The following is a 17,475-nucleotide window of genomic DNA, read 5'->3' on the forward strand; positions in this document are numbered from 1 at the left end:
TGCAAGAGCGAGTTATTCGACGACCTCTATCATAATTGAATCTCGTCCTTCAATAAACCCTCGCCTTGGGCTCGATCGACTGCATCTCATTTGTCATGGTTTGGGTATGCACAGGGCGATAGTCGATCGTCACCTTGTGCGCGTCGGCGTCGATCGAGGCCAATGTGTGCTTCATCCAATTCACATCGTCACGCTCAGTATAGTCTTCCCGTGCATGGGCGCCGCGCGATTCCGTCCGGTTCGCGGCGCCGACCATGGTGACGACCGCCTGGACGATGAGATTGTCGAATTCCAAGGTCTCAATCAGGTCGGAATTCCAGATCAGCGAACGGTCAGTGACGGAAATATGGTCCTTGGCCTCCCAGACCTCGCCGATCAGCCGTTTGCCTTCCTCCAGCGTCGCGCCGGTGCGATAGACGGCGCAATCATTCTGCATGACTTTCTGCATCCGCAGCCGCAGCTCGGCGGTCGGGATATCGCCCTTGGCGTGCCGGAAATGGTCGAGGCGGGAAAGGGCGAAGTCGGCGGAATTGGCCGAAAGATCCTGCTGCTTTGCGCCGGGGGTCACGAGCTCCGCGGCGCGAAGCCCCGCCGCGCGGCCGAAGACGACGAGATCAATAAGCGAATTCGAGCCGAGCCTGTTTGCGCCATGGACCGAGACGCAGGCGGCTTCGCCGATCGCCATCAGGCCGGGCACGACCCGGTCGGGATCGCCATTTTTCTTGATGACGACCTCGCCATGAAAATTCGTCGGAATGCCGCCCATGTTGTAATGCGCGGTCGGGAGCACCGGGATCGGCTCCCTTGTGACGTCCACCCCGGCGAAGATCCTGGCGCTTTCGGAAATGCCGGGCAGGCGCTCGTGCAGAACCTTGGGGTCGAGATGCTCGAGGTGGAGATGGATATGGTCCTTCGCCTTGCCGACGCCGCGCCCTTCGCGGATTTCCAGGGTCATTGAGCGGGACACGATGTCGCGCGGGGCGAGATCCTTCACCGAAGGCGCGTAGCGCTCCATGAAACGCTCGCCCTCGGAATTGGTCAGATAGCCGCCCTCGCCGCGCGAGCCCTCGGTGATCAAACATCCGGCCCCATAGATGCCGGTCGGGTGGAACTGCACGAACTCCATATCCTGCAGGGGAAGGCCAGCGCGCAGCACCATCGCATTGCCGTCGCCGGTGCATGTATGCGCCGAGGTCGCTGAAAAATACGCCCGCCCATATCCGCCGGTCGCGAGAATCACGAGCTGCGAACGGAACCGGTGAATCGTTCCATCGTCGAGTTTCAGGCAGACGACGCCGCGGCAGCGGCCGTCTTCGATGATGATGTCGATTGCGAAATATTCGATGAAGAATTCGGTGTCGTGCCGCAGGGCCTGGCCATACAGCGTATGCAGCATGGCGTGGCCGGTGCGGTCCGCCGCGGCGCATGTGCGCAGCGCGGGCGGGCCATGTCCGAAGTCCGTGGTCATCCCCCCAAATGGCCGCTGATAGATAAGGCCGTCTTCGGTGCGCGAGAAGGGCACGCCCCAATGCTCGAGCTCAAAAACGGCGGCCGGCGCGTTGCGGCAGAGATATTCGATCGAATCCTGATCGCCGAGCCAGTCCGACCCCTTCACGGTGTCGTACATGTGCCATTGCCACTTGTCCGGCCCCATGTTGGCGAGGGCGGCGGCGACGCCGCCTTGCGCGGCGACCGTGTGCGAGCGGGTCGGAAAAACCTTGCTGATGCAGGCGGTGCGCAGCCCGGCCTTGGCGCAGCCGACCGTCGCCCTCAAGCCCGCGCCGCCGGCGCCGACGACGATGACGTCGAAACTATGATCGGTGATCGGATAGGCCGTCCCATTATGGGCCGGGGCGGCGCTTCCGTTCGATGCTTTGTTGAAGGCCATGCGATCGCCTTTCGAAAATTAACGCGCGGCGGCGGTCATGCGGATCGGCTGCAGCCTGCGCCGATCAGGCGAAGCTCAGTTTCAAGACTGCGTAAATGCAAGCCAAGCCGACGCTGACAGAGAAGAAGAGATTGGCGATGAGCGACAGGTCCTTCAAATGCGGCGAATGAACGTAATCGTCGATGATCGACTGCATCCCGATCTTCATGTGATAGACGCCGGACAAGATGAAGAGGAGCAAGAGAATCGCCGGAACTGGTTGGCCGAGCTCGGCGCGCGCCGCGGAGTAATCCTTGCCGACGAGCGAGAGAACGATCCAGACGAAAGCGATCGTCAAAGGCAAGAGCGCGACCGAGGTGATGCGCATCCGCCAAGCATCCGTCGTTCCCGACTTCGCTGCGCCGAGGAAACGCACCCGGCTCGCCGCGGTTCTCGTCGATGCGGGGTCATTCGCCATAATTGCCAAATCCTTCACATGCTGCCGGCGCGCTCGGCGTGGACGCCTGACTTCAATGAAACAGGAAAGCGGCGATCCAAACGGCCGCCGTCAGCACGCCGCCGCCGATCAGAGTGGCTTGCGCCAGCCATTCGCGCTGGGGATAAGCGAATCCATAGCCAGCGTCCCAAATCAGGTGACGTATGCCGCCCAGGAAGTGATGGAACAAGGCCCAGGTGAATGCGAACAGAACCAGCTTTCCGACAAGCGAGTTCAGGAAATAGGCGACAGTCGCGAAGGCGCTGGCGTCGGTGGACGCCGCGATCAAGAACCAGGCCAGCAATAATGTGCCGACGTAAAGCGCCGCGCCGGTGATGCGATGGGCGATCGACATCATCATGGTCAGCGTCGGGCGGTAGATCTGTAAATGCGGGGATAGCGGCCGCCGGCTCTCCAGGCTGCCAGGACGTAACTCGACCTCGGCCATCGATCTGTACTCGCCCCCCTTGAGCTTCATTTTTTCTCCATTAACGCAAACCGGGGTATGGAGCAACGTAAACGTCGTTGCGCGACAATATTCGCCATGGACCGCGATTGATGCGCGCGGCGGATCTGGTTTCGCCATTGCCATAGGACGCGGAGCAGCGGAATGAAACGGCGTGAAATCGCCGCCAGCTCGTCAGGCGAACAAAGCGGATTCCCCGCAGGAGATGCGGCGGAGCGGCAAGACTCATGAGACTTTGCTCGCGCGGGCCGTCGCCGGCCGGATGAACTCACTCCTTGGTCAATGGGCCCGGACCGAATCAACTAAGTTGTGACATCTCGAACTGGAAAAAGCAGATCGACTTTTTCGCTGAGATGCTCCAGCTCATGAATTGCGGAAATGCTTCAGCGGTGGCATTGTTGGAAGTGGCGGGTGGCATGAGCGTCAAGAGCACCAAAATTGTCGCTTTTCTCGCGCCCGCCGGATGGCTGGCGGTCGCGCTGGCCGGCCTGCTCGCCGGACTTATTGGCCTGCCCGCCGCCGCCTCGGCCGCCGCGGGCCGCATTGCGATCGAGTCTGGCGGCGTCACCCGAACGGCGTTCCTCGTTCAGCATCAGCGACTGAAAAAGGCGCGTCGTCCGGTCGTCATCATATTGCGCGGAGGCAGAGACAGGGGCGGACGTTTGCGGCGGGCCTTCGGCCTCGAGGAAATGGCGCGGTCCTCCGGTCCGGTCCTAGTCTATCCTGATCCCGTGGCGGGCCATTGGAGCGATGCTCCCGGACCGGAGGCGAGCCGCGATGAGGTTTTCATTCGCGATCTCATCTCAAAGCTTGTCTCCGATGGGATCGCCGACCGACACAGAATCTTCATCATCGGCATTTCGAGGGGGGGCTCGGTGGCCTTTCGGCTCGCTTGCGACGATGCGAACGCGTTTGCCGGCGTGGCGGCTGTCGTCACCGGCATGCCGGCCGATCTTGCGGCAAGCTGCAAGCCGTCGCGTCCGCTCCCTTTCCTGATGATCGCGGGCACGGCGGATCCCTTGGTCCCCTATCAAGGCGGCAAGGCCAATTTGCCCGACATCAAATCCGAGCTTCTTTCGGTCGATGCGACGCTCGCCATTTTCGCGAAGGCCGCGGGCTGCGGCGAGGGCCGGACGACAACCGCATTTCCCGACCGCGACCCGCATGACGGGATCCGCGCCTATCTCGACAAGCTGAATGGATGCAAGGCGCCGGTTGAACTCGTCAGGATCGAAGGCGGCGGCCATGCCATTCCGGGCCATTGGAGCGGGGCCGGCCTCGATTCGGCGCGCGGCCAGCAGCGCAGCAGCGACGTCGACGCCGCCAAGACAATCTGGGATTTCTTTCGTCGCCTCAGCGACTGACTTGGCGCCTACTCGCCCGCCGATTCGCCGCGTGTCGTCCGTCAGCTCCGCTGCGACAGGCTGGACAGGGCTGCTTGCAGAGCTTCGGGATCGCCGGCCAAGCTCAATGTCTTGACCCGGCCGCTGGCGCCGGCCTCTATGCGCACCGAAGCGAGGGGAATGTGAAGCGCTTTGGCGAACAGCCGGATCAGGGCCTCATTGGCTTCGCCATCCTGGGGAAGCGCGCGCACCCGAACCTTCAAAACCATCTTGCCGTCAGCGAGCCGATCGACGCCGCCAATTTCGTCACGCGAACTTTTCGGCGTCAGGCGCACCGACAAGATCAGGTCGCCGCCCCGCACGCTCCAAGGGACGTCCGTCAATGCCGGGTCAGTATACGTTCGGGTAGATATAGCGCTGGATGATGTCTTCGATCAGGAAAATCGCCAAAAGCAAGATGACCGGCGAAATATCAATGCCGCCGAGATTGGGCGTTATTTGACGAATCGGGCGCAGGACCGGCTCGGTAATCGCGATCAATGCGTTCCAAATCGAGCGCACCAAATCATTATGCACGTTGATGACGTTGAAGGCGACGAGCCAGGAGAGGATCGCCGCGATGACGATTACATAGGTGTAAAGTTGCAAAATCAGCAAAATGACATCGAGAACAGCGCGCATGGCGACTCCAAAGCACCAGCCTATCAAAGCTTCGTTTACTCGGCTTGAGCCGGGCTGGCAAGCCGGCGCCTCTCCTGCCGCGGGCGAAATTGGATCCCAAGCAATGATCTTGCGCGGGCAGCGACACTCGCGTAAACAGCGGCGCCAGGGGGCTGTAGCTCAGATGGGAGAGCGCTGCAATCGCACTGCAGAGGTCGGGGGTTCGAATCCCCCCAGCTCCACCAGCTTGCCGGTCGATTGCTTAGACCGCGCCCGAACTTGAAGGCGCAGGGTTGAGCCCTCTCCGGCGACTTGGGCCTGGTCCGGCCGCCGGCTCAAGAGGCGGGCATAGTTTATCCGCGACAATTATCTTGCCTCCCCCAGCTCGTGGCGAGGGGCGCCTCCAAAACAGTTTCCGAACGCCCAGTCGAACAATCGGAAACATCTCTCGGCGCGCCTTTTGGCTGAAACGGACGGCGCCATGATCGCCGAGAGCGCGGCCGCTCGCCCGCTGGCCTTTCATGCCAATTTGACGCAGTCCACGGCGCATAGCTTGCCGTTTTCAAAACCCGTGAAAAACAGTTCGGTCGAACCGCCTGAAAACGATCAGAAACCGGGCGGCCTAACCCTTTTTAGGGGAGCAGGCCGGCGAAATCATGCCCGCCATCCGGCCGCAGCGGAAGCGGCTTGGCGAAAACCACCGCGTCGAGAGGCAAGGGCGCGTAAAGATGCGGAAAAAGAGCGCCGTCGCGCGAGGGCTCATAGCGCAAGGCGTCGCCGAGCTTCTTCGCGTCGACCGCGATGAGCAGCAAATCGGCTTTGCCGCTGAAATATTTCTTGGCGGTCTTCTCGGCCTGGTCGGCGGTCGAGAAATGAATGTATCCATCGGCGAGATCGATCGGCGCGCCGTCGAACCGGCCTCTGTCCTGCGCCTGCCGCCATAAGGAGGCCGGAGCGATTTTATAGATCAAATCCATGGTCGACCCCCCGCTTGCAGAGCAAGTCTTCGAAATGCGCGACGAAAATCAAGCGCTCGGTTCGGCCGCCTGCTTCACGTCGTTCAAAAGCTGGCGCGCTGCGATGATTTCGTCGGCGCTGATCTCATGAGCGCGGTCGGCGAAGACATGCGACCGGATGAGCGCGCCGCCGGCCTGCAGCGTCTTGATCGCGCCGCGCGTGCGATCGACGGGAATGATCGCGTCCATTTCGCTCCCGCTGACATAGATCGGCACGGCGAGAAGCCCGGAGCCCGGCCTGCGGCCGATCGCGGCGACGTCGATGAGGCCGCCGGAAAAAATCAGCGCGCCGCCATAGGCGCGCGGGGTCCGCACCAGAAATTCCGCGGTGAGACAGGCGCCTTGCGAAAAGCCGCCGGGGACGATGCGGTCTTGCGCGACGCCGCGCTTGCGCAGACCGTCGATGATCGCGGCGTAATAAGCAAGCGACTCTCTGAGCTTCGGCTCATTCTCCTCGAAAGGTTCGAGAAGATTCTTGGGATACCAGGCTCCGCCGTCGGCGGCGGGGAGAATATAGCGCACATTGGGGCAATCGATTTCAATGGCGAGGACGCGCATATGCTCCGGCGTCTGGCCATGCCCGTGCATGAGGATCGCCACGGCCTCGGCGGCGCTCCAATCGGCGCCGAATTCAAGCGGATCTGAAAACGCCATTCTGGGTCTCCTGCCGCTCTTTAGCGTTGCGGCGATTTCTGCGCCAGGAATTCGGCATGTTCGCGCAAGAGATCGCCGGCGAGCGCGGCGGCGATCAGCTTGCCGGTCTCCTCGATGCCGTACAGCGCTACGAAAGAGCCGAAGCGAGGGCCGCGGGCCTCGCCAAGCAGCACCGCGTAAAGCATGGCAAACCAGTCATTCGCGACGCCTGGGCGTTCCGGCGTCGCGCCTTTGGCCTTCATATCCTGATAGCGCGGAATTTTTCGCGCAATGTCGTAGAGCGCGGTTTGGATGTCTTCGGCGCTTGCATCCTTGGGAAGGCCTGCGAGCGCATCCGATAATTTCTGTAAAGCCTCGCGTTCGACCTCGTCCGGCGCGCGATAGGTCTTCGCCGGGCGCACGAAATCGCGGAAATAGCGCACGGCATAGGACGCCAGCCGGTCGAGACGCGGGTGGCTCGCGGGAGAAACATCGGGCGCATAGCGGCGCAGGAAGCCCCAGAGAACCTGAGGGTCTTCGCTATTCGCGACGGCCGCGAGGTTCAAGAGCATGCCGAACGTGATGGCCGTTCCTTGCCCGTTTTCATGGCGCAAGATCTCCGGCGCGGGAGGCGCGCCGGAATGAATGTGCCAGACAGGGTTGCCGAGCCGCTCTTTCGTCTCCTGCCTCGGATAGGCGTCGAGAAAGCCGAGATAGTCGTCGACCGCGCGCGGGATCGCGTCGAAGTAAAGCCGCTTGGCGGCGGAAGGCTTCTGATACATGAAAAGCGACAGGCTTTCGGGGCTGGCGTAGGTCAGCCATTCCTCGATCGTCAGCCCGTTGCCTTTCGACTTCGAGATCTTCTGTCCCTTCTCGTCGAGGAACAATTCATAGTTGAAGCCTTCGGGCGGCGTCCCGCCGAGCGCCCGCACGATCGCGCCGGAGAGCTTGACCGATTCGATCAGGTCCTTGCCAGCCATCTCATAATCGATGCCGAGCGCGTACCAGCGCATCGCCCAATCGGGCTTCCATTGCAGCTTGCAATGGCCGCCGGTGACGGGAGTCGCGAAACTTTCTCCGGTTTCGGGATCGCGCCAGGAGAGCTCGCCCTTGGCGGCGTCGATCGCGTCGATCGGGACCTGCATGACTATGCCGGTTCTCGGATGGATCGGCAGGAAAGGCGAATAGGTCGCGGCTCTTTCCTCGCGGAACGTCGGCAGCATGATCGCCATCACCTCTTCGTAATGGGCGAGGAGATGCAGCAAGGCGGCGTCGAAACGCCCGGACGTATAATAGTCCGTCGCGGAGGCGAATTCGTAATCGAAGCCGAACTGGTCGAGAAAGGCCCGCAGCCGGGCGTTATTATGCGCGCCAAAGCTCGCATGCGCGCCGAACGGGTCCGGCACTCGCGTCAAAGGCTTGCCGAGATGGGCGGCGACAAGCTCCTTGTTCGGAATATTGTCCGGGACTTTGCGCAACCCGTCCATGTCGTCCGAAAAGGCGATGAGGCGGGTCTCGATCTCGTCCTGGGTCAAGACCCGGAAGGCGTGCCGCACCATGGTCGTGCGGGCGACCTCGCCGAAGGTTCCGATATGCGGCAAGCCGGAAGGACCATAGCCGGTCTCGAAGAGGACTTGGCGTTGGCCCGTCGCCTTGATCCGCCGCAAAATTTTGCGCGCTTCCTCGAAAGGCCAGGCATTGGCCTGACCGGCGAGTTCAAGAAGCGACGACATGGCGTTTTCCTGGAAAGGCGAGGGGCGCTCGGGCTTCGCGAAGGGCGGCGAGCCAATGGGCGCCGACGATAGGAAGCGCAGGCCGGCGCGTCAATCGCTCCCGGCCGCCGGCGAAGCTTAGTGCGAGTCCGCGCCGCCGCGATGGAGCCGCGCCCAGATCTTGCGTTTCACGAGATAGAGAAGCGCGGCGAAGACGGCTAAATAGATCAACACGCGAAAGCCGACGCGCTTGCGCTCTACGAGCTTCGGTTCGGAGGCCCACATCAGAAAGGCCGAAATATCCTTGGAATATTGCTGGACGGTCTTCGGCGAACCGTCGGAATAATCGACGACGCCGTCGCTCAGCGGGTTTGGCATGGCGATCCGATGGCCGGGGAAATATTCGTTCCAGTTCGGATCCTTGTCGTTCGTGTAGCCGTTCAGAAGCGCGTAGATATAATCGACGCCGCGTTCCTGATATTGAATGATCGGATCGATGAGAAAGAGCGGGAATCCGCGCTCATAGGTGCGGGCTTTGGCGAGCAGCGACATGTCGGGCGGGACCGCGCCGAGCGCGGCGCGCGCCGCCTGCTCATTTGGGAAATTCCAAGGGAAATAATCGGAAAGCCGTCCTGGCCGCTCGAACATGTCGCCGGCGTCATTGGGCCCGTCCTTGATCTTATATTCCTCGGCGAGCGCCTTCGCCTGCGCTTCGGAAAACGCCGGCCCGTCAGGATCGGCGAGATCGCGGAAGGCGATCAGCTTCAGCGAATGACAATTGGAGCAAACCTCGCGATAGACCTGGAGGCCGCGTTGAAGCTGGGCTGGATCATATTTGCCGAACAGCCCTGCGAAGCTCCAGGATTGGCGCTCAGGCTTCGCCGCCTCATGCGAACCGGTCGCTTGAACTTGTTCGGTTTCGGCGGCGGAAACCTTAGCGGCGGCGCCGGTTAAAGCCGCCGCTAAGACGACGATGACGACCAATCGGGTTGCGCGGCCAAATATGCTGCAAAGCCTCATGAACTCGTTCCTTGTGAACATCCGCCGCCGCGAATTTCGCCGCTATTGGCCCGGCATCGGGTTGGTCTCCGTCGACAGGCCTTGCCCCTTTGCGCCCAGCACCGAATCCGCGATGGTCGCAGGCAGAGGCCGCGGCTTCTCGAATAGGCCGAGCAGCGGCAGGATCACCAGGAAGTGGATGAAATAATAGACGGTCAGGGCGCGGGCGGCGAGGACATAGCCGCCTTCGGGCGGCTGCGCGCCGACATAGCCGAGGAGCACAACGCAGGCGACGAAGATCCAGAAGAAGATCCTGTAAAGCGGGCGATAGGCCGCGGATTTGACGCGCGAAGTGTCGAGCCAGGGCAGGAAGGCGATAATGAACACCGCGCCGAACATGGCCGCGGCGCCTCCGAGCTTTGAGGGAATTGAACGCAGGATCGCGTAAAAAGGCAGATAATACCATTCCGGCACGATATGGGGCGGCGTCTGCAGCGGGTTCGCCTCGATGTAATTATCGGCGTCGCCGAGATAATTCGGCACGTAGAAGACGAACCATCCATAAAAGATCAGAAAGCAGACCAGCGCGAAACCATCCTTGACGGTGAAATAGGGATGGAACGGCAGCGTATCCTTGTCGCTCTTCGGTTCGATTCCGGCTGGATTGTTCGAGCCTGGAACATGCAGCGCCCAGATATGCAGGACTACCACGCCGGCGATCATGAAGGGCAGCAGATAGTGGAGCGAGAAGAAACGATTAAGGGTCGCGTTGTCGACCGCATAGCCGCCCCAGAGCCAGGTCGTGATCGAATCGCCGACGAAGGGAATCGCCGAAAACAGGCTGGTGATGACCGTCGCGCCCCAAAAGCTCATCTGGCCCCAAGGCAAGACATAGCCCAGGAAAGCGGTCGCGACGCTTAGGAGAAAGATGACGAAGCCAAGAAGCCATAAGACTTCGCGCGGGGACTTGTAGGAGCCGTAGTAGAGGCCGCGGAACATGTGGACGTAGAGCGCGAGGAAATACATCGAGGCGCCGTTCGCGTGCAGGTAGCGAAAGAGCCAGCCATAATTCACGTCGCGCATGATGTGCTCGACCGAAGCGAAGGCCAGCTGCGATTGCGGCGTATAGTGCATGGCGAGGACGACGCCGGTGACGATCTGCGCGGCCAGCATGAAGGACAAGATGCCGCCGAAGGTCCACCAATAGTTGAGATTGCGTGGATTGGGGAAAACCACGAAGGAGGAGTGGAGAAGCCCGAGGATGGGCAGACGGCTTTCGAGCCAGCGGGCGGCCGCGCTTTTCGGGACGTAGGTCGAATGTCCGCTCATGCTCTCGTCTCTGATCAAGGGGAGCTCAGTTCGGCGAACCGGGCGGCGCGCCGGCGGGGCCTATCCTATGGTGACTTTAGTGTCGCTCGTGAAAGCATAGGGCGGAACGGCTAAGTTGTAGGGCGCTGGGCCCTGGCGGATGCGGCCGGATGTATCATAGACCGAACCGTGGCAAGGGCAGAAATAGCCCCCCTGAAAAGGACCGTCATTGGTGAGCGGCACGCAGCCCAGATGGGTGCAGATGCCGATGACGATCAGCCATTCTGGCTTTTGGACCCGCGATTGGTCCGTCGCCGGATCGGGGAGCTCACTGACGGGAACGGCGCGCGCCGCTTCAATTTCCGCCGCCGTCCGATGCGAGATGAAGACCGGCTTGCCGCGCCATTTGACGGTTACGATCTGACCTTCCGCGATATTGCTTATGTCGATCTCGGTCGAAGCTGCGGCCAATGTCGTCGCATCGGGACTCATCTGATTGATCAGCGGCCAGACCGCGAAACCAGCCCCGACCACGCCGACCGCGCCGGTTGCGATAAACAGGAAATCCCTTCGCGTCGGTTCGTCCACTGTCGCGCTGGCCGCCATTAAATCCTCATATAAGAGCGTCTCTCGGGGGTTAGGACCTATTCAAGAGCCGCAAAAGAATCAATACCCTTAATGCCGCATCGGAACGCTCGGCCAAATTTCATGCTCTTCAAACTGCAAGAGCGGATGAACTAATCTAGCCGAATGTGAAAGATCTTCCTAATCTAGTTTCCATTGCTCCCGCTCTTTGGAAGTCTCGCATCGACATGCCGCCTGATCACGCCGCGCCGCTGCTGACGCTCGCGCTCTATCAGCCAGACATACCGCAAAACGCCGGGACGATCTTGCGCATGTGCGCCTGTCTCCGGCTTCGCGCCGCGATCATCGAACCCGCCGGCTTTCCGGTGAGCGACAGGCATTTTCGCCGCGCCGGCATGGATTATCTCTCCCATGTCGATATAGCCCGGCATTCGTCCTGGGCCGCTTTCGAGACGTGGCGCCGGGAAAGCGGCGGTCGCCTCATCCTGCTTTCGACCAAGGCGAGCCTGGCTTACACGAGCTTCAGCTTTGCGCTCGGCGATATTTTGCTGGTCGGCCGCGAATCGGCCGGCGCGCCGGAGGAGGTCCATGCGGCAGCTGACGCTCGCCTCGTCATTCCGCTCGAGACGTCGATGCGCTCGCTGAATGTGGCTGTCGCCGCAGCCATGGTTGCGGGCGAAGCCATGCGGCAGATTCGCCTGAACGGCATGGCTTGAACGCTCGACCTGATCAAGCGCGGGAGGCGTCTCCGCCGCGTGCGAGCGCGCACCGCGGAAATGGTTAATGCGATTATCCTCGCCGCATTGCCATAGGAGGGCGTCATGGCGGAAGATCGCAGCGCGTTAAAGGGACCTCTGCAGCTCGTATACGATCTCGTTAAGGCCTCTGTGGCCGTCGTGCTGGGCGCCATTGTCATAGCTGTGGCTGTCATCAACTTTCAACCGCTTTGCAACGCGGCGCAGCAGCTTCTCGCAAAAGCCGGGGACGCCAGGGAGCTCGAGATCGCCGGCTTCAAGGTGAGCCTTAGCGAGGACAGCGTCGCGGAGGCGCTTGCGGCCTATGCCGTCAACCCGGGCGAAATATCGGCGGAGGTCACCAAAGCCATACGCGCGCTCAGACCGGATGAATACGAGCGGCTGCTGGATGTCGGCCAGCTCGACGGCCTTTGCGAATATGAAAGGCCAAGCGCCAAAATGCGCGGCGATGTCGCGCTCGATTACACATTGGCCGAAAAGGGCCTGACATGGATCGCCGATAGCCCCGACACATTGGCGAGCGTCTCGGCCTATCTCGCGAAGAAGGCCGCGATGGACCAAAGCAGCGAAAACGGACGCGCCCTGTCTTGTTACGACATGACTCTCACCGAGCTCGGCCGCAATGTGAAGACTGGCTTGGTCCAGTCATTCAAGACCGCGTTCGACCCCATTCGCGACCACAGCGAGCCGACCCCGGTCAAGCGCGAGATGGCGCAAAAATAGCGTCCGTTTCGTCGGCGAAGGTCGGACGCGCGGGTTGATTTGCCGCAATTGCCATCTTCGAATATCGCTTTATTCACATGCGCAAGATAGGCGAGACTGCGACGTTGCAACAAGCCGCGAGAGCCCGAGCGCATGGCCGACACCGATATTCGTGACCGCCGAAAGAACGAGGCGCGCGCCTGGTTCGAGGCGCTGCAGGATAAGATCATCGAAGCCTGCGAGCTCTTGGAGAGCGAGGCGCAGGGGCCTTTCGCGAAACCGGACATGGCGCCCGGACGGTTCGTCACCAAGCCCTGGCGAAGGACCGACGAGTCCGGCGCCGATGGCGGCGGCGGCCGCACGGCCAATCTCGTCGGCCGCGTCTTCGAGAAAATGGCCGTTCATGTCTCTACGGTTCATGGCGCTTTCCCGCCGGATTTCGCCAAGCAAATTCCGGGCGCCGAAACCGATCCGCGTTTCTGGGCTTCCGGGATTTCGCTGATCGCGCATCCCTGGAACCCGAATGTTCCGACCGTCCACATGAACACGCGCTATATCGAGACCAGCAAGGCCTGGTTCGCCGGCGGCGCCGATTTGACTCCGGTGCTCGATCGAAGGCGCGTCCAGACGGACCCGGACGCGCAGGATTTTCACGCCGCGATGAAGCGCGCCTTCGCCGGCTTCGAAGCCGTCGCCGACTATGCGAAATATAAGCAATGGTGCGACGAATATTTCTTTTTGAAGCATCGCAACGAGCCGCGCGGCATCGGCGGGATTTTCTATGATTACCTCGATTGTCCGGCGGAGGACGACGCCGTCTTCGAGGCGAATTTCGGCTTTACCCGCGCGGTCGGGTCGGCCTTTCTCTCGATCTATCCGGAACTCGTGCGCCGCAATTATGCGCTGAGCTTTACGCCGGCCGATCGGGAGGAGCAGCTGATCCGGCGTGGCCGCTATGTCGAATTCAACCTGCTCTATGACCGGGGCACGATTTTCGGCTTAAAAACCGGCGGCAATGTCGAGGCCATTCTATCGTCGATGCCGCCGCTCGTGATGTGGCCGTGAGATCTGCGCCCCTGCGCCCGGCTTACGCCAAGGCGACAGCGGCCGCATAGCCGGGCGGGGCTTCGACGGGCTCCGCAAGCACGGCCGTGAGCCTTGGCGTGAAGCATTCCAGCTTGGGACGAATGCGGAACCCGTCGGGCGTCAATTCGATGGAAAAATCCATCAAATAGTTCGAAATTCCGACGCCGAACGCTTTCAGAACCGCCTCCTTGCAGGTCCAGATCTTATAAAAGGACTGAAGCTGCGCCGGTCTTTCGAGGCCTGCGAGGAAATGATGCTCGTCTTCGCAAAAGAACGCGCGCGCCAATGCAAGCTCGTCGAATGTGTCGCGCATCAATTCAATATCGACGCCGATCGGACGATCGGAGATCCCGATCAGCGCAAAGGATCCGGAATGCGAGACATTGAAATGCGGTCCGCGGCCATGGGCCAGATGCGGCTTGCCGTAAGCGCCAGTCTCGAAGGCGATGTCCTTCGGCGGACAGCCGGTCGCCTCGCCGAGCAGGCTCCGCAAGGCTGCGCGAGTGAGGACGAACCGGGTCCGATCCTCGGCGCGGAAGAATCGGTCGGCGCGGCTCCTTTCCTCGGCGGAAAGATCATTCGCATGTTCGAGCGCGCGCCCTATCGGATCGGCGAGGCCGAGGAGCCAGAGGCTCGGCGCGGCTCCTTTCGCCTCGAGCCGTCGCAAATCAAAGCGCGCGGCGGGCGGCTCTTGGTTGGTCAGATCTCGGGCAGACGACTCTCGCATAGGCATGATAGTTTATTTCATGGCGTCTAAAGGAAATAGCAAGTTCTCTTGAGCGCAGGCTTGCGGCGTCCTGCTCGCCTGAGGCGCCCTTGCGCTGGAAGGCTCGCTCTGCGATGAGCCGTCTTGTGATCGTCTTTAGGAGGCCCGCCGATCTCGATGGATGAGCTTCAACTGGGAGTCGTGCGGCTACTCGGCGCGCTTGCGCGCCCGATCTTGTTCAGGCTCGATCCAGAAACCGCGCACGAACTCGCGATCAAGGCGCTCGCGACATGTCCGCTGCCGCGCGCGCGGCCGGATGACCCGCGCCTCGCGGTCAGCGCGTTCGGTCTCGATTTTCCCAATCCGCTCGGGCTTGCTGCGGGCTTCGACAAAAATGGCGAAATCGTCGATCCAGTCTTGCGGCTCGGCTTTGGCTTCATTGAGGTCGGGACCATCACGCCCTTGCCTCAGGCGGGCAATCCGCGGCCGCGTCTGTTTCGGCTGACGCGCGACCAGGCGGTGATCAACCGTCTCGGATTCTGCGGCGACGGACATGTGGCGGTCCACGCGCGGCTCATAAAAAGCCCCCAGATGCGAGGCATTGTCGGGGTCAACCTCGGCGCCAACAAGGACTCTCCCGATCGCACGACGGATTATGTGCGGGGGGTCGAGGCTTTCGCCGATGTCGCGGATTACTTTACGATCAATATTTCTTCGCCGAACACGCCCGGATTGCGGGATTTGCAGCTCGGCGACGCGCTAGACGACCTTCTCGCCCGCGTCCTGGGCGCCCGCGACGCTGCGGCCGAGCGGTTCGGACGCAAGCCTGTGCTTGTTAAGATAGCGCCTGACCTCTCGCTTGAAGAACTGGACGCCGTCGTCAAATGCGCCCGCGCGCGGCGCATTGACGGTTTGATCGTCTCCAACACGACAGTCGCGCGGCCTGCGAGGCTCATCGAAATGGATCTCGCGGGCGAGACGGGCGGCCTCTCCGGCCGGCCGCTTTTCGCGCTTTCCACGCGAGTGCTCGCCGCCGCCTGTCTGCGGGTCGAGAACCAGTTTCCATTGATCGGCGTCGGCGGGGTGGACTGCGCGGAGGCCGCTTTCGCCAAGATCGAGGCAGGGGCGAGCCTCGTGCAATTCTACTCGGCTCTGGTGTTCAAGGGGCTTCCGCTCGCAGAAGACATCAAGCGCGGCTTGCTCCGCTTGATCGTGCAAAAATCCTATCCGCGGCTCGCCGACGCAATAGGCTCGGCGGCCTCGGATTGGGCCAGCGGAAAGGTCTCCTCCGACAATTTCAGGTAGCGCCGCCATTGGGTCAGGCCGCGCGCGAGAAGAAAGACGAGGAAGGCAATCCAGAGGCCGGTGTTGCCGTAGGGCCTCGCCACGTAGAAGCAGGCCAGATAGAGCGCGAGCGAAATCAGCATCAAATTGCGCATGTCGCGCGTCCAGGTCGCGCCGATGAAGACGCCGTCGAATTCGAAAGCGAGCGCGCCGGCGAGCGGCGTCAGCGCTGCGAAGACAAGATAGTCGCGGGCGTAGGCGCGAACGTCCGGGTTCGTGGTCAGGAAATCGATGAATGAGCCGCCGGCCGCGAGCGCCGCCGCCGAGGCGACCGAGGCGAAGGCGAAGCACCAGAAGGTCGTCAGACGCACCGCCTTGCGGAATCCTTCGCCGTCGCCCGCGCCGACCGATTGGCCGCAGAGCTGCTCCGCCGCCGTGGCGAAGCCGCCGAGGAAATAGGCCGTCACGAGAAATAGGTTGAGCAGAATCGAATTGGCGGCGAGCCTGGCGTCGCCGCCTCGCGCGCTTTGCGCGGCGAAAAAGGCGAAGGCGAAAAGCAGCGCCGCCGTGCGGATCATGATGTCGAAATTCACCTCGAACATCCGGGCGAGCTGGGCGCGGTCGAAAACGAGCCGGCGGTCGATCGACCGGAGATCGCCATACATGCGCCATACGACAAAAAGGCCGGCGACGGCGCCGAGAGCCTCGGCGAGCAGCGTGCCGATCGCCGAGCCGCGCACGCCAAGCTCGAAGCCGTAAACAAGAATGATGTTGAAGGCGATATTGATGAGATTGACGAAGACCTGAAGGACGAGAGCTTCGTCGGTCCGGCCGCGTCCGGTGATTGCGCCGAGCACGACATAGTTGATGAGAACGAAAGGCGCCGACCAGATTCTTATGTCGAAATAGAGCCGGGCAGCGCGCGTGACCTCGGGGCTTGCGTCGAGCGCGGCGAAGCCGACAAAGGCGATCGCCGGCTGGAGGCAGATCAGTCCGATCCCGACGCCAAGGCCGACGATGAGGGCGCGAACCAAGGTGGCGCGTTGCTCGGCCAGATCGCCGCCGCCGAGCGCTTGCGCGGTGAGCCCGGCCGTTCCCATGCGCAGAAAGCCGAAGCTCCAGAAAATGAAGTCGAAAATGACCGCCGCCGCGGCGATAGCGCCGAGGAGATGCGCCTGTCCGAGCCTCCCGATGACGGCGGCGTCGGCGACGCCGAGCAAAGGCGTCGACAAATGCGCAAGCGTCATCGGCAGCGCGAGCCGCACGATTTGGCGATGATCGATCCTCGCGGGATTTGCGTAGGCGCTTACGTCAGGGCGCAATGTCGCGGCGCCCTGTTTCAGCGGTCATTGCGCATATTCAAAAGCCGCAGCGCGAGCCACACCGGAACCACGATCACAGCCCCGACGAGGACATAGTCCAGGACCTCGCGGATGGCGTCGAAGCCGAGCGACCAGATTCGATTGATGAATTGGAAGAGGCCGCGAAAAATATCGCTCGGGCGGATGTCGAGCCACATCAGGAAGGCGCCGACGATCAAGGACACGAACAAGAGGCGCAGGAAAACGCTCCCCGGCGAGCCGCCGAGGAAGCGGGTCAGCGGAGTTTCGCTGCGCCGCCAATGCGGCTCCTGCGGGTAGGACGGGTTCTCTGTCCATCGCGGAGGCGCCTCGGGCGCGGAACGGCGATCGTCGCTCATGCAAGACCTCGAAAGCGAGAGAAGCGAGGCGGGGCTTTAGCCTCAAGTCGATTGATCGACGTGTAGATCACGCGCGTGCGCGCGATCGAAAAGGAGTCGCTTAAATTCCAAAAAAAGCTGGAGCTTGTCCTCGTCGAAAAACTCGACCAAGTTTTTCG

General features: G+C 61.8%; 19 protein-coding genes and 1 tRNA gene. 6 read left to right on the top strand and 14 right to left on the bottom strand.

All coding sequences use genetic code 11. The features are described from left to right. Positions 1-49: 49 nt before the first annotated feature. From sdhA to sdhC, 3 genes are all read right to left on the bottom strand, one after another. The gene (sdhA, locus tag RZS28_RS13355) at positions 50-1,888 is read right to left on the bottom strand and encodes a succinate dehydrogenase flavoprotein subunit (protein ID WP_407338231.1); all 1,839 of its coding nucleotides are present in this window, start codon (positions 1,886-1,888) and stop codon (positions 50-52) included. A 64-nt stretch (positions 1,889-1,952) separates the two neighbouring features. Continuing rightward, positions 1,953-2,345 (bottom strand): succinate dehydrogenase, hydrophobic membrane anchor protein, encoded by a 393-nt coding sequence (gene sdhD, locus RZS28_RS13360; RefSeq protein WP_407338232.1) that lies wholly within the window; start codon positions 2,343-2,345, stop codon positions 1,953-1,955. Positions 2,346-2,397: 52 nt separating this feature from the next. Next, a complete protein-coding gene (gene sdhC / locus RZS28_RS13365; RefSeq protein WP_407341127.1) occupies positions 2,398-2,811 on the bottom strand; it encodes a succinate dehydrogenase, cytochrome b556 subunit in 414 nt (137 codons plus the stop codon). A 434-nt stretch (positions 2,812-3,245) separates the two neighbouring features. On the opposite strand from sdhC, the gene RZS28_RS13370 reads away from it, so the two are divergent. Continuing rightward, on the top strand, positions 3,246-4,193 hold the full coding sequence (locus tag RZS28_RS13370) for an alpha/beta hydrolase family esterase (RefSeq protein ID WP_407338233.1): 948 nt from the start codon (positions 3,246-3,248) through the stop codon (positions 4,191-4,193). A 41-nt stretch (positions 4,194-4,234) separates the two neighbouring features. Here RZS28_RS13370 and RZS28_RS13375 read toward each other — a convergent pair whose 3' ends face one another. Both RZS28_RS13375 and RZS28_RS13380 read right to left on the bottom strand, forming a co-directional pair. Continuing rightward, positions 4,235-4,555: a DUF167 family protein gene (locus RZS28_RS13375; protein ID WP_407338234.1), complete on the bottom strand. Its 321-nt coding sequence runs from the start codon at positions 4,553-4,555 to the stop codon at positions 4,235-4,237. A 7-nt stretch (positions 4,556-4,562) separates the two neighbouring features. Continuing rightward, the gene (locus tag RZS28_RS13380) at positions 4,563-4,853 is read right to left on the bottom strand and encodes a YggT family protein (RefSeq protein ID WP_407338235.1); all 291 of its coding nucleotides are present in this window, start codon (positions 4,851-4,853) and stop codon (positions 4,563-4,565) included. A gap of 148 nt (positions 4,854-5,001) precedes the next feature. Between RZS28_RS13380 and RZS28_RS13385 the strand changes: the two genes are divergently transcribed. Next, positions 5,002-5,077: transfer RNA gene (locus tag RZS28_RS13385), tRNA-Ala, on the top strand. A 387-nt stretch (positions 5,078-5,464) separates the two neighbouring features. On the opposite strand, the gene RZS28_RS13390 is transcribed toward RZS28_RS13385, so the two are convergent. The 6 genes from RZS28_RS13390 to petA form a co-directional block, all read right to left on the bottom strand. Beyond that, the gene (locus tag RZS28_RS13390) at positions 5,465-5,809 is read right to left on the bottom strand and encodes a DUF952 domain-containing protein (RefSeq protein WP_407338236.1); all 345 of its coding nucleotides are present in this window, start codon (positions 5,807-5,809) and stop codon (positions 5,465-5,467) included. Between the two features lie 48 nt (positions 5,810-5,857). Further along, a complete protein-coding gene (locus RZS28_RS13395; RefSeq protein WP_407338237.1) occupies positions 5,858-6,502 on the bottom strand; it encodes an alpha/beta hydrolase in 645 nt (214 codons plus the stop codon). A 20-nt stretch (positions 6,503-6,522) separates the two neighbouring features. Beyond that, positions 6,523-8,214 carry a lysine--tRNA ligase gene (locus tag RZS28_RS13400; RefSeq protein WP_407338238.1) on the bottom strand — a complete coding sequence of 564 codons (1,692 nt, stop codon included), beginning with the start codon at positions 8,212-8,214 and terminating at the stop codon, positions 6,523-6,525. 117 nt (positions 8,215-8,331) lie between these two features. After that, entirely contained in the window at positions 8,332-9,213 is an 882-nt protein-coding gene (locus RZS28_RS13405; protein ID WP_407338239.1) for a cytochrome c1, read from the bottom strand. Between the two features lie 42 nt (positions 9,214-9,255). Beyond that, positions 9,256-10,521 (bottom strand): cytochrome bc complex cytochrome b subunit, encoded by a 1,266-nt coding sequence (locus RZS28_RS13410; protein WP_407338240.1) that lies wholly within the window; start codon positions 10,519-10,521, stop codon positions 9,256-9,258. 60 nt (positions 10,522-10,581) lie between these two features. After that, positions 10,582-11,106, bottom strand: a complete 525-nt coding sequence (petA, locus tag RZS28_RS13415) for a ubiquinol-cytochrome c reductase iron-sulfur subunit (RefSeq protein ID WP_407338241.1) — start codon at positions 11,104-11,106, stop codon at positions 10,582-10,584. 206 nt (positions 11,107-11,312) lie between these two features. On the opposite strand from petA, the gene RZS28_RS13420 reads away from it, so the two are divergent. The 3 genes from RZS28_RS13420 to hemF all read left to right on the top strand — a co-directional run bounded on the left by RZS28_RS13420 (position 11,313) and on the right by hemF (position 13,607). Further along, complete coding sequence (locus RZS28_RS13420) at positions 11,313-11,801, top strand: tRNA (cytidine(34)-2'-O)-methyltransferase (RefSeq protein WP_407338242.1); 489 nt, start codon at positions 11,313-11,315, stop codon at positions 11,799-11,801. 105 nt (positions 11,802-11,906) lie between these two features. Then, on the top strand, positions 11,907-12,563 hold the full coding sequence (locus RZS28_RS13425) for a hypothetical protein (RefSeq protein ID WP_407338243.1): 657 nt from the start codon (positions 11,907-11,909) through the stop codon (positions 12,561-12,563). 132 nt (positions 12,564-12,695) lie between these two features. After that, complete coding sequence (hemF, locus tag RZS28_RS13430) at positions 12,696-13,607, top strand: oxygen-dependent coproporphyrinogen oxidase (protein ID WP_407338244.1); 912 nt, start codon at positions 12,696-12,698, stop codon at positions 13,605-13,607. A 22-nt stretch (positions 13,608-13,629) separates the two neighbouring features. On the opposite strand, the gene RZS28_RS13435 is transcribed toward hemF, so the two are convergent. Further along, the gene (locus RZS28_RS13435) at positions 13,630-14,361 is read right to left on the bottom strand and encodes a 4'-phosphopantetheinyl transferase family protein (protein ID WP_407338245.1); all 732 of its coding nucleotides are present in this window, start codon (positions 14,359-14,361) and stop codon (positions 13,630-13,632) included. A gap of 150 nt (positions 14,362-14,511) precedes the next feature. Between RZS28_RS13435 and RZS28_RS13440 the strand changes: the two genes are divergently transcribed. Further along, on the top strand, positions 14,512-15,639 hold the full coding sequence (locus tag RZS28_RS13440; protein WP_407338246.1) for a quinone-dependent dihydroorotate dehydrogenase: 1,128 nt from the start codon (positions 14,512-14,514) through the stop codon (positions 15,637-15,639). On the opposite strand, the gene RZS28_RS13445 is transcribed toward RZS28_RS13440, so the two are convergent. Further along, on the bottom strand, positions 15,558-16,940 hold the full coding sequence (locus tag RZS28_RS13445; protein WP_407338247.1) for an MATE family efflux transporter: 1,383 nt from the start codon (positions 16,938-16,940) through the stop codon (positions 15,558-15,560). The genes RZS28_RS13440 and RZS28_RS13445 overlap by 82 nt on opposite strands. Before the next feature lie 17 nt (positions 16,941-16,957). After that, positions 16,958-17,317 (bottom strand): DUF6460 domain-containing protein, encoded by a 360-nt coding sequence (locus RZS28_RS13450; RefSeq protein ID WP_407338248.1) that lies wholly within the window; start codon positions 17,315-17,317, stop codon positions 16,958-16,960. Positions 17,318-17,475: the final 158 nt, after the last annotated feature.

Source organism: Methylocapsa polymorpha (assembly GCF_045689225.1).
In the GTDB taxonomy this organism is placed as follows: Bacteria; Pseudomonadota; Alphaproteobacteria; order Rhizobiales; family Beijerinckiaceae; genus Methylocapsa; species Methylocapsa polymorpha.

What these genes read in the sequence shown, in the direction of transcription:
- RZS28_RS13410 (WP_407338240.1), bottom strand. Translation starts at nt 10,521, where the DNA reads ATGAGCGGACATTCGACCTACGTCCCGAAAAGCGCGGCCGCCCGCTGG.
- RZS28_RS13440 (WP_407338246.1), top strand. Translation starts at nt 14,512, where the DNA reads ATGGATGAGCTTCAACTGGGAGTCGTGCGGCTACTCGGCGCGCTTGCG.
- RZS28_RS13370 (WP_407338233.1), top strand. Translation starts at nt 3,246, where the DNA reads ATGAGCGTCAAGAGCACCAAAATTGTCGCTTTTCTCGCGCCCGCCGGA.
- petA (WP_407338241.1), bottom strand. Translation starts at nt 11,106, where the DNA reads ATGGCGGCCAGCGCGACAGTGGACGAACCGACGCGAAGGGATTTCCTG.
- sdhD (WP_407338232.1), bottom strand. Translation starts at nt 2,345, where the DNA reads ATGGCGAATGACCCCGCATCGACGAGAACCGCGGCGAGCCGGGTGCGT.
- hemF (WP_407338244.1), top strand. Translation starts at nt 12,696, where the DNA reads ATGGCCGACACCGATATTCGTGACCGCCGAAAGAACGAGGCGCGCGCC.
- RZS28_RS13425 (WP_407338243.1), top strand. Translation starts at nt 11,907, where the DNA reads ATGGCGGAAGATCGCAGCGCGTTAAAGGGACCTCTGCAGCTCGTATAC.
- sdhC (WP_407341127.1), bottom strand. Translation starts at nt 2,811, where the DNA reads ATGGCCGAGGTCGAGTTACGTCCTGGCAGCCTGGAGAGCCGGCGGCCG.
- RZS28_RS13395 (WP_407338237.1), bottom strand. Translation starts at nt 6,502, where the DNA reads ATGGCGTTTTCAGATCCGCTTGAATTCGGCGCCGATTGGAGCGCCGCC.
- RZS28_RS13450 (WP_407338248.1), bottom strand. Translation starts at nt 17,317, where the DNA reads ATGAGCGACGATCGCCGTTCCGCGCCCGAGGCGCCTCCGCGATGGACA.
- RZS28_RS13435 (WP_407338245.1), bottom strand. Translation starts at nt 14,361, where the DNA reads ATGCCTATGCGAGAGTCGTCTGCCCGAGATCTGACCAACCAAGAGCCG.
- RZS28_RS13405 (WP_407338239.1), bottom strand. Translation starts at nt 9,213, where the DNA reads ATGAGGCTTTGCAGCATATTTGGCCGCGCAACCCGATTGGTCGTCATC.
- RZS28_RS13380 (WP_407338235.1), bottom strand. Translation starts at nt 4,853, where the DNA reads ATGCGCGCTGTTCTCGATGTCATTTTGCTGATTTTGCAACTTTACACC.
- RZS28_RS13390 (WP_407338236.1), bottom strand. Translation starts at nt 5,809, where the DNA reads ATGGATTTGATCTATAAAATCGCTCCGGCCTCCTTATGGCGGCAGGCG.
- RZS28_RS13400 (WP_407338238.1), bottom strand. Translation starts at nt 8,214, where the DNA reads ATGTCGTCGCTTCTTGAACTCGCCGGTCAGGCCAATGCCTGGCCTTTC.
- sdhA (WP_407338231.1), bottom strand. Translation starts at nt 1,888, where the DNA reads ATGGCCTTCAACAAAGCATCGAACGGAAGCGCCGCCCCGGCCCATAAT.
- RZS28_RS13420 (WP_407338242.1), top strand. Translation starts at nt 11,313, where the DNA reads ATGCCGCCTGATCACGCCGCGCCGCTGCTGACGCTCGCGCTCTATCAG.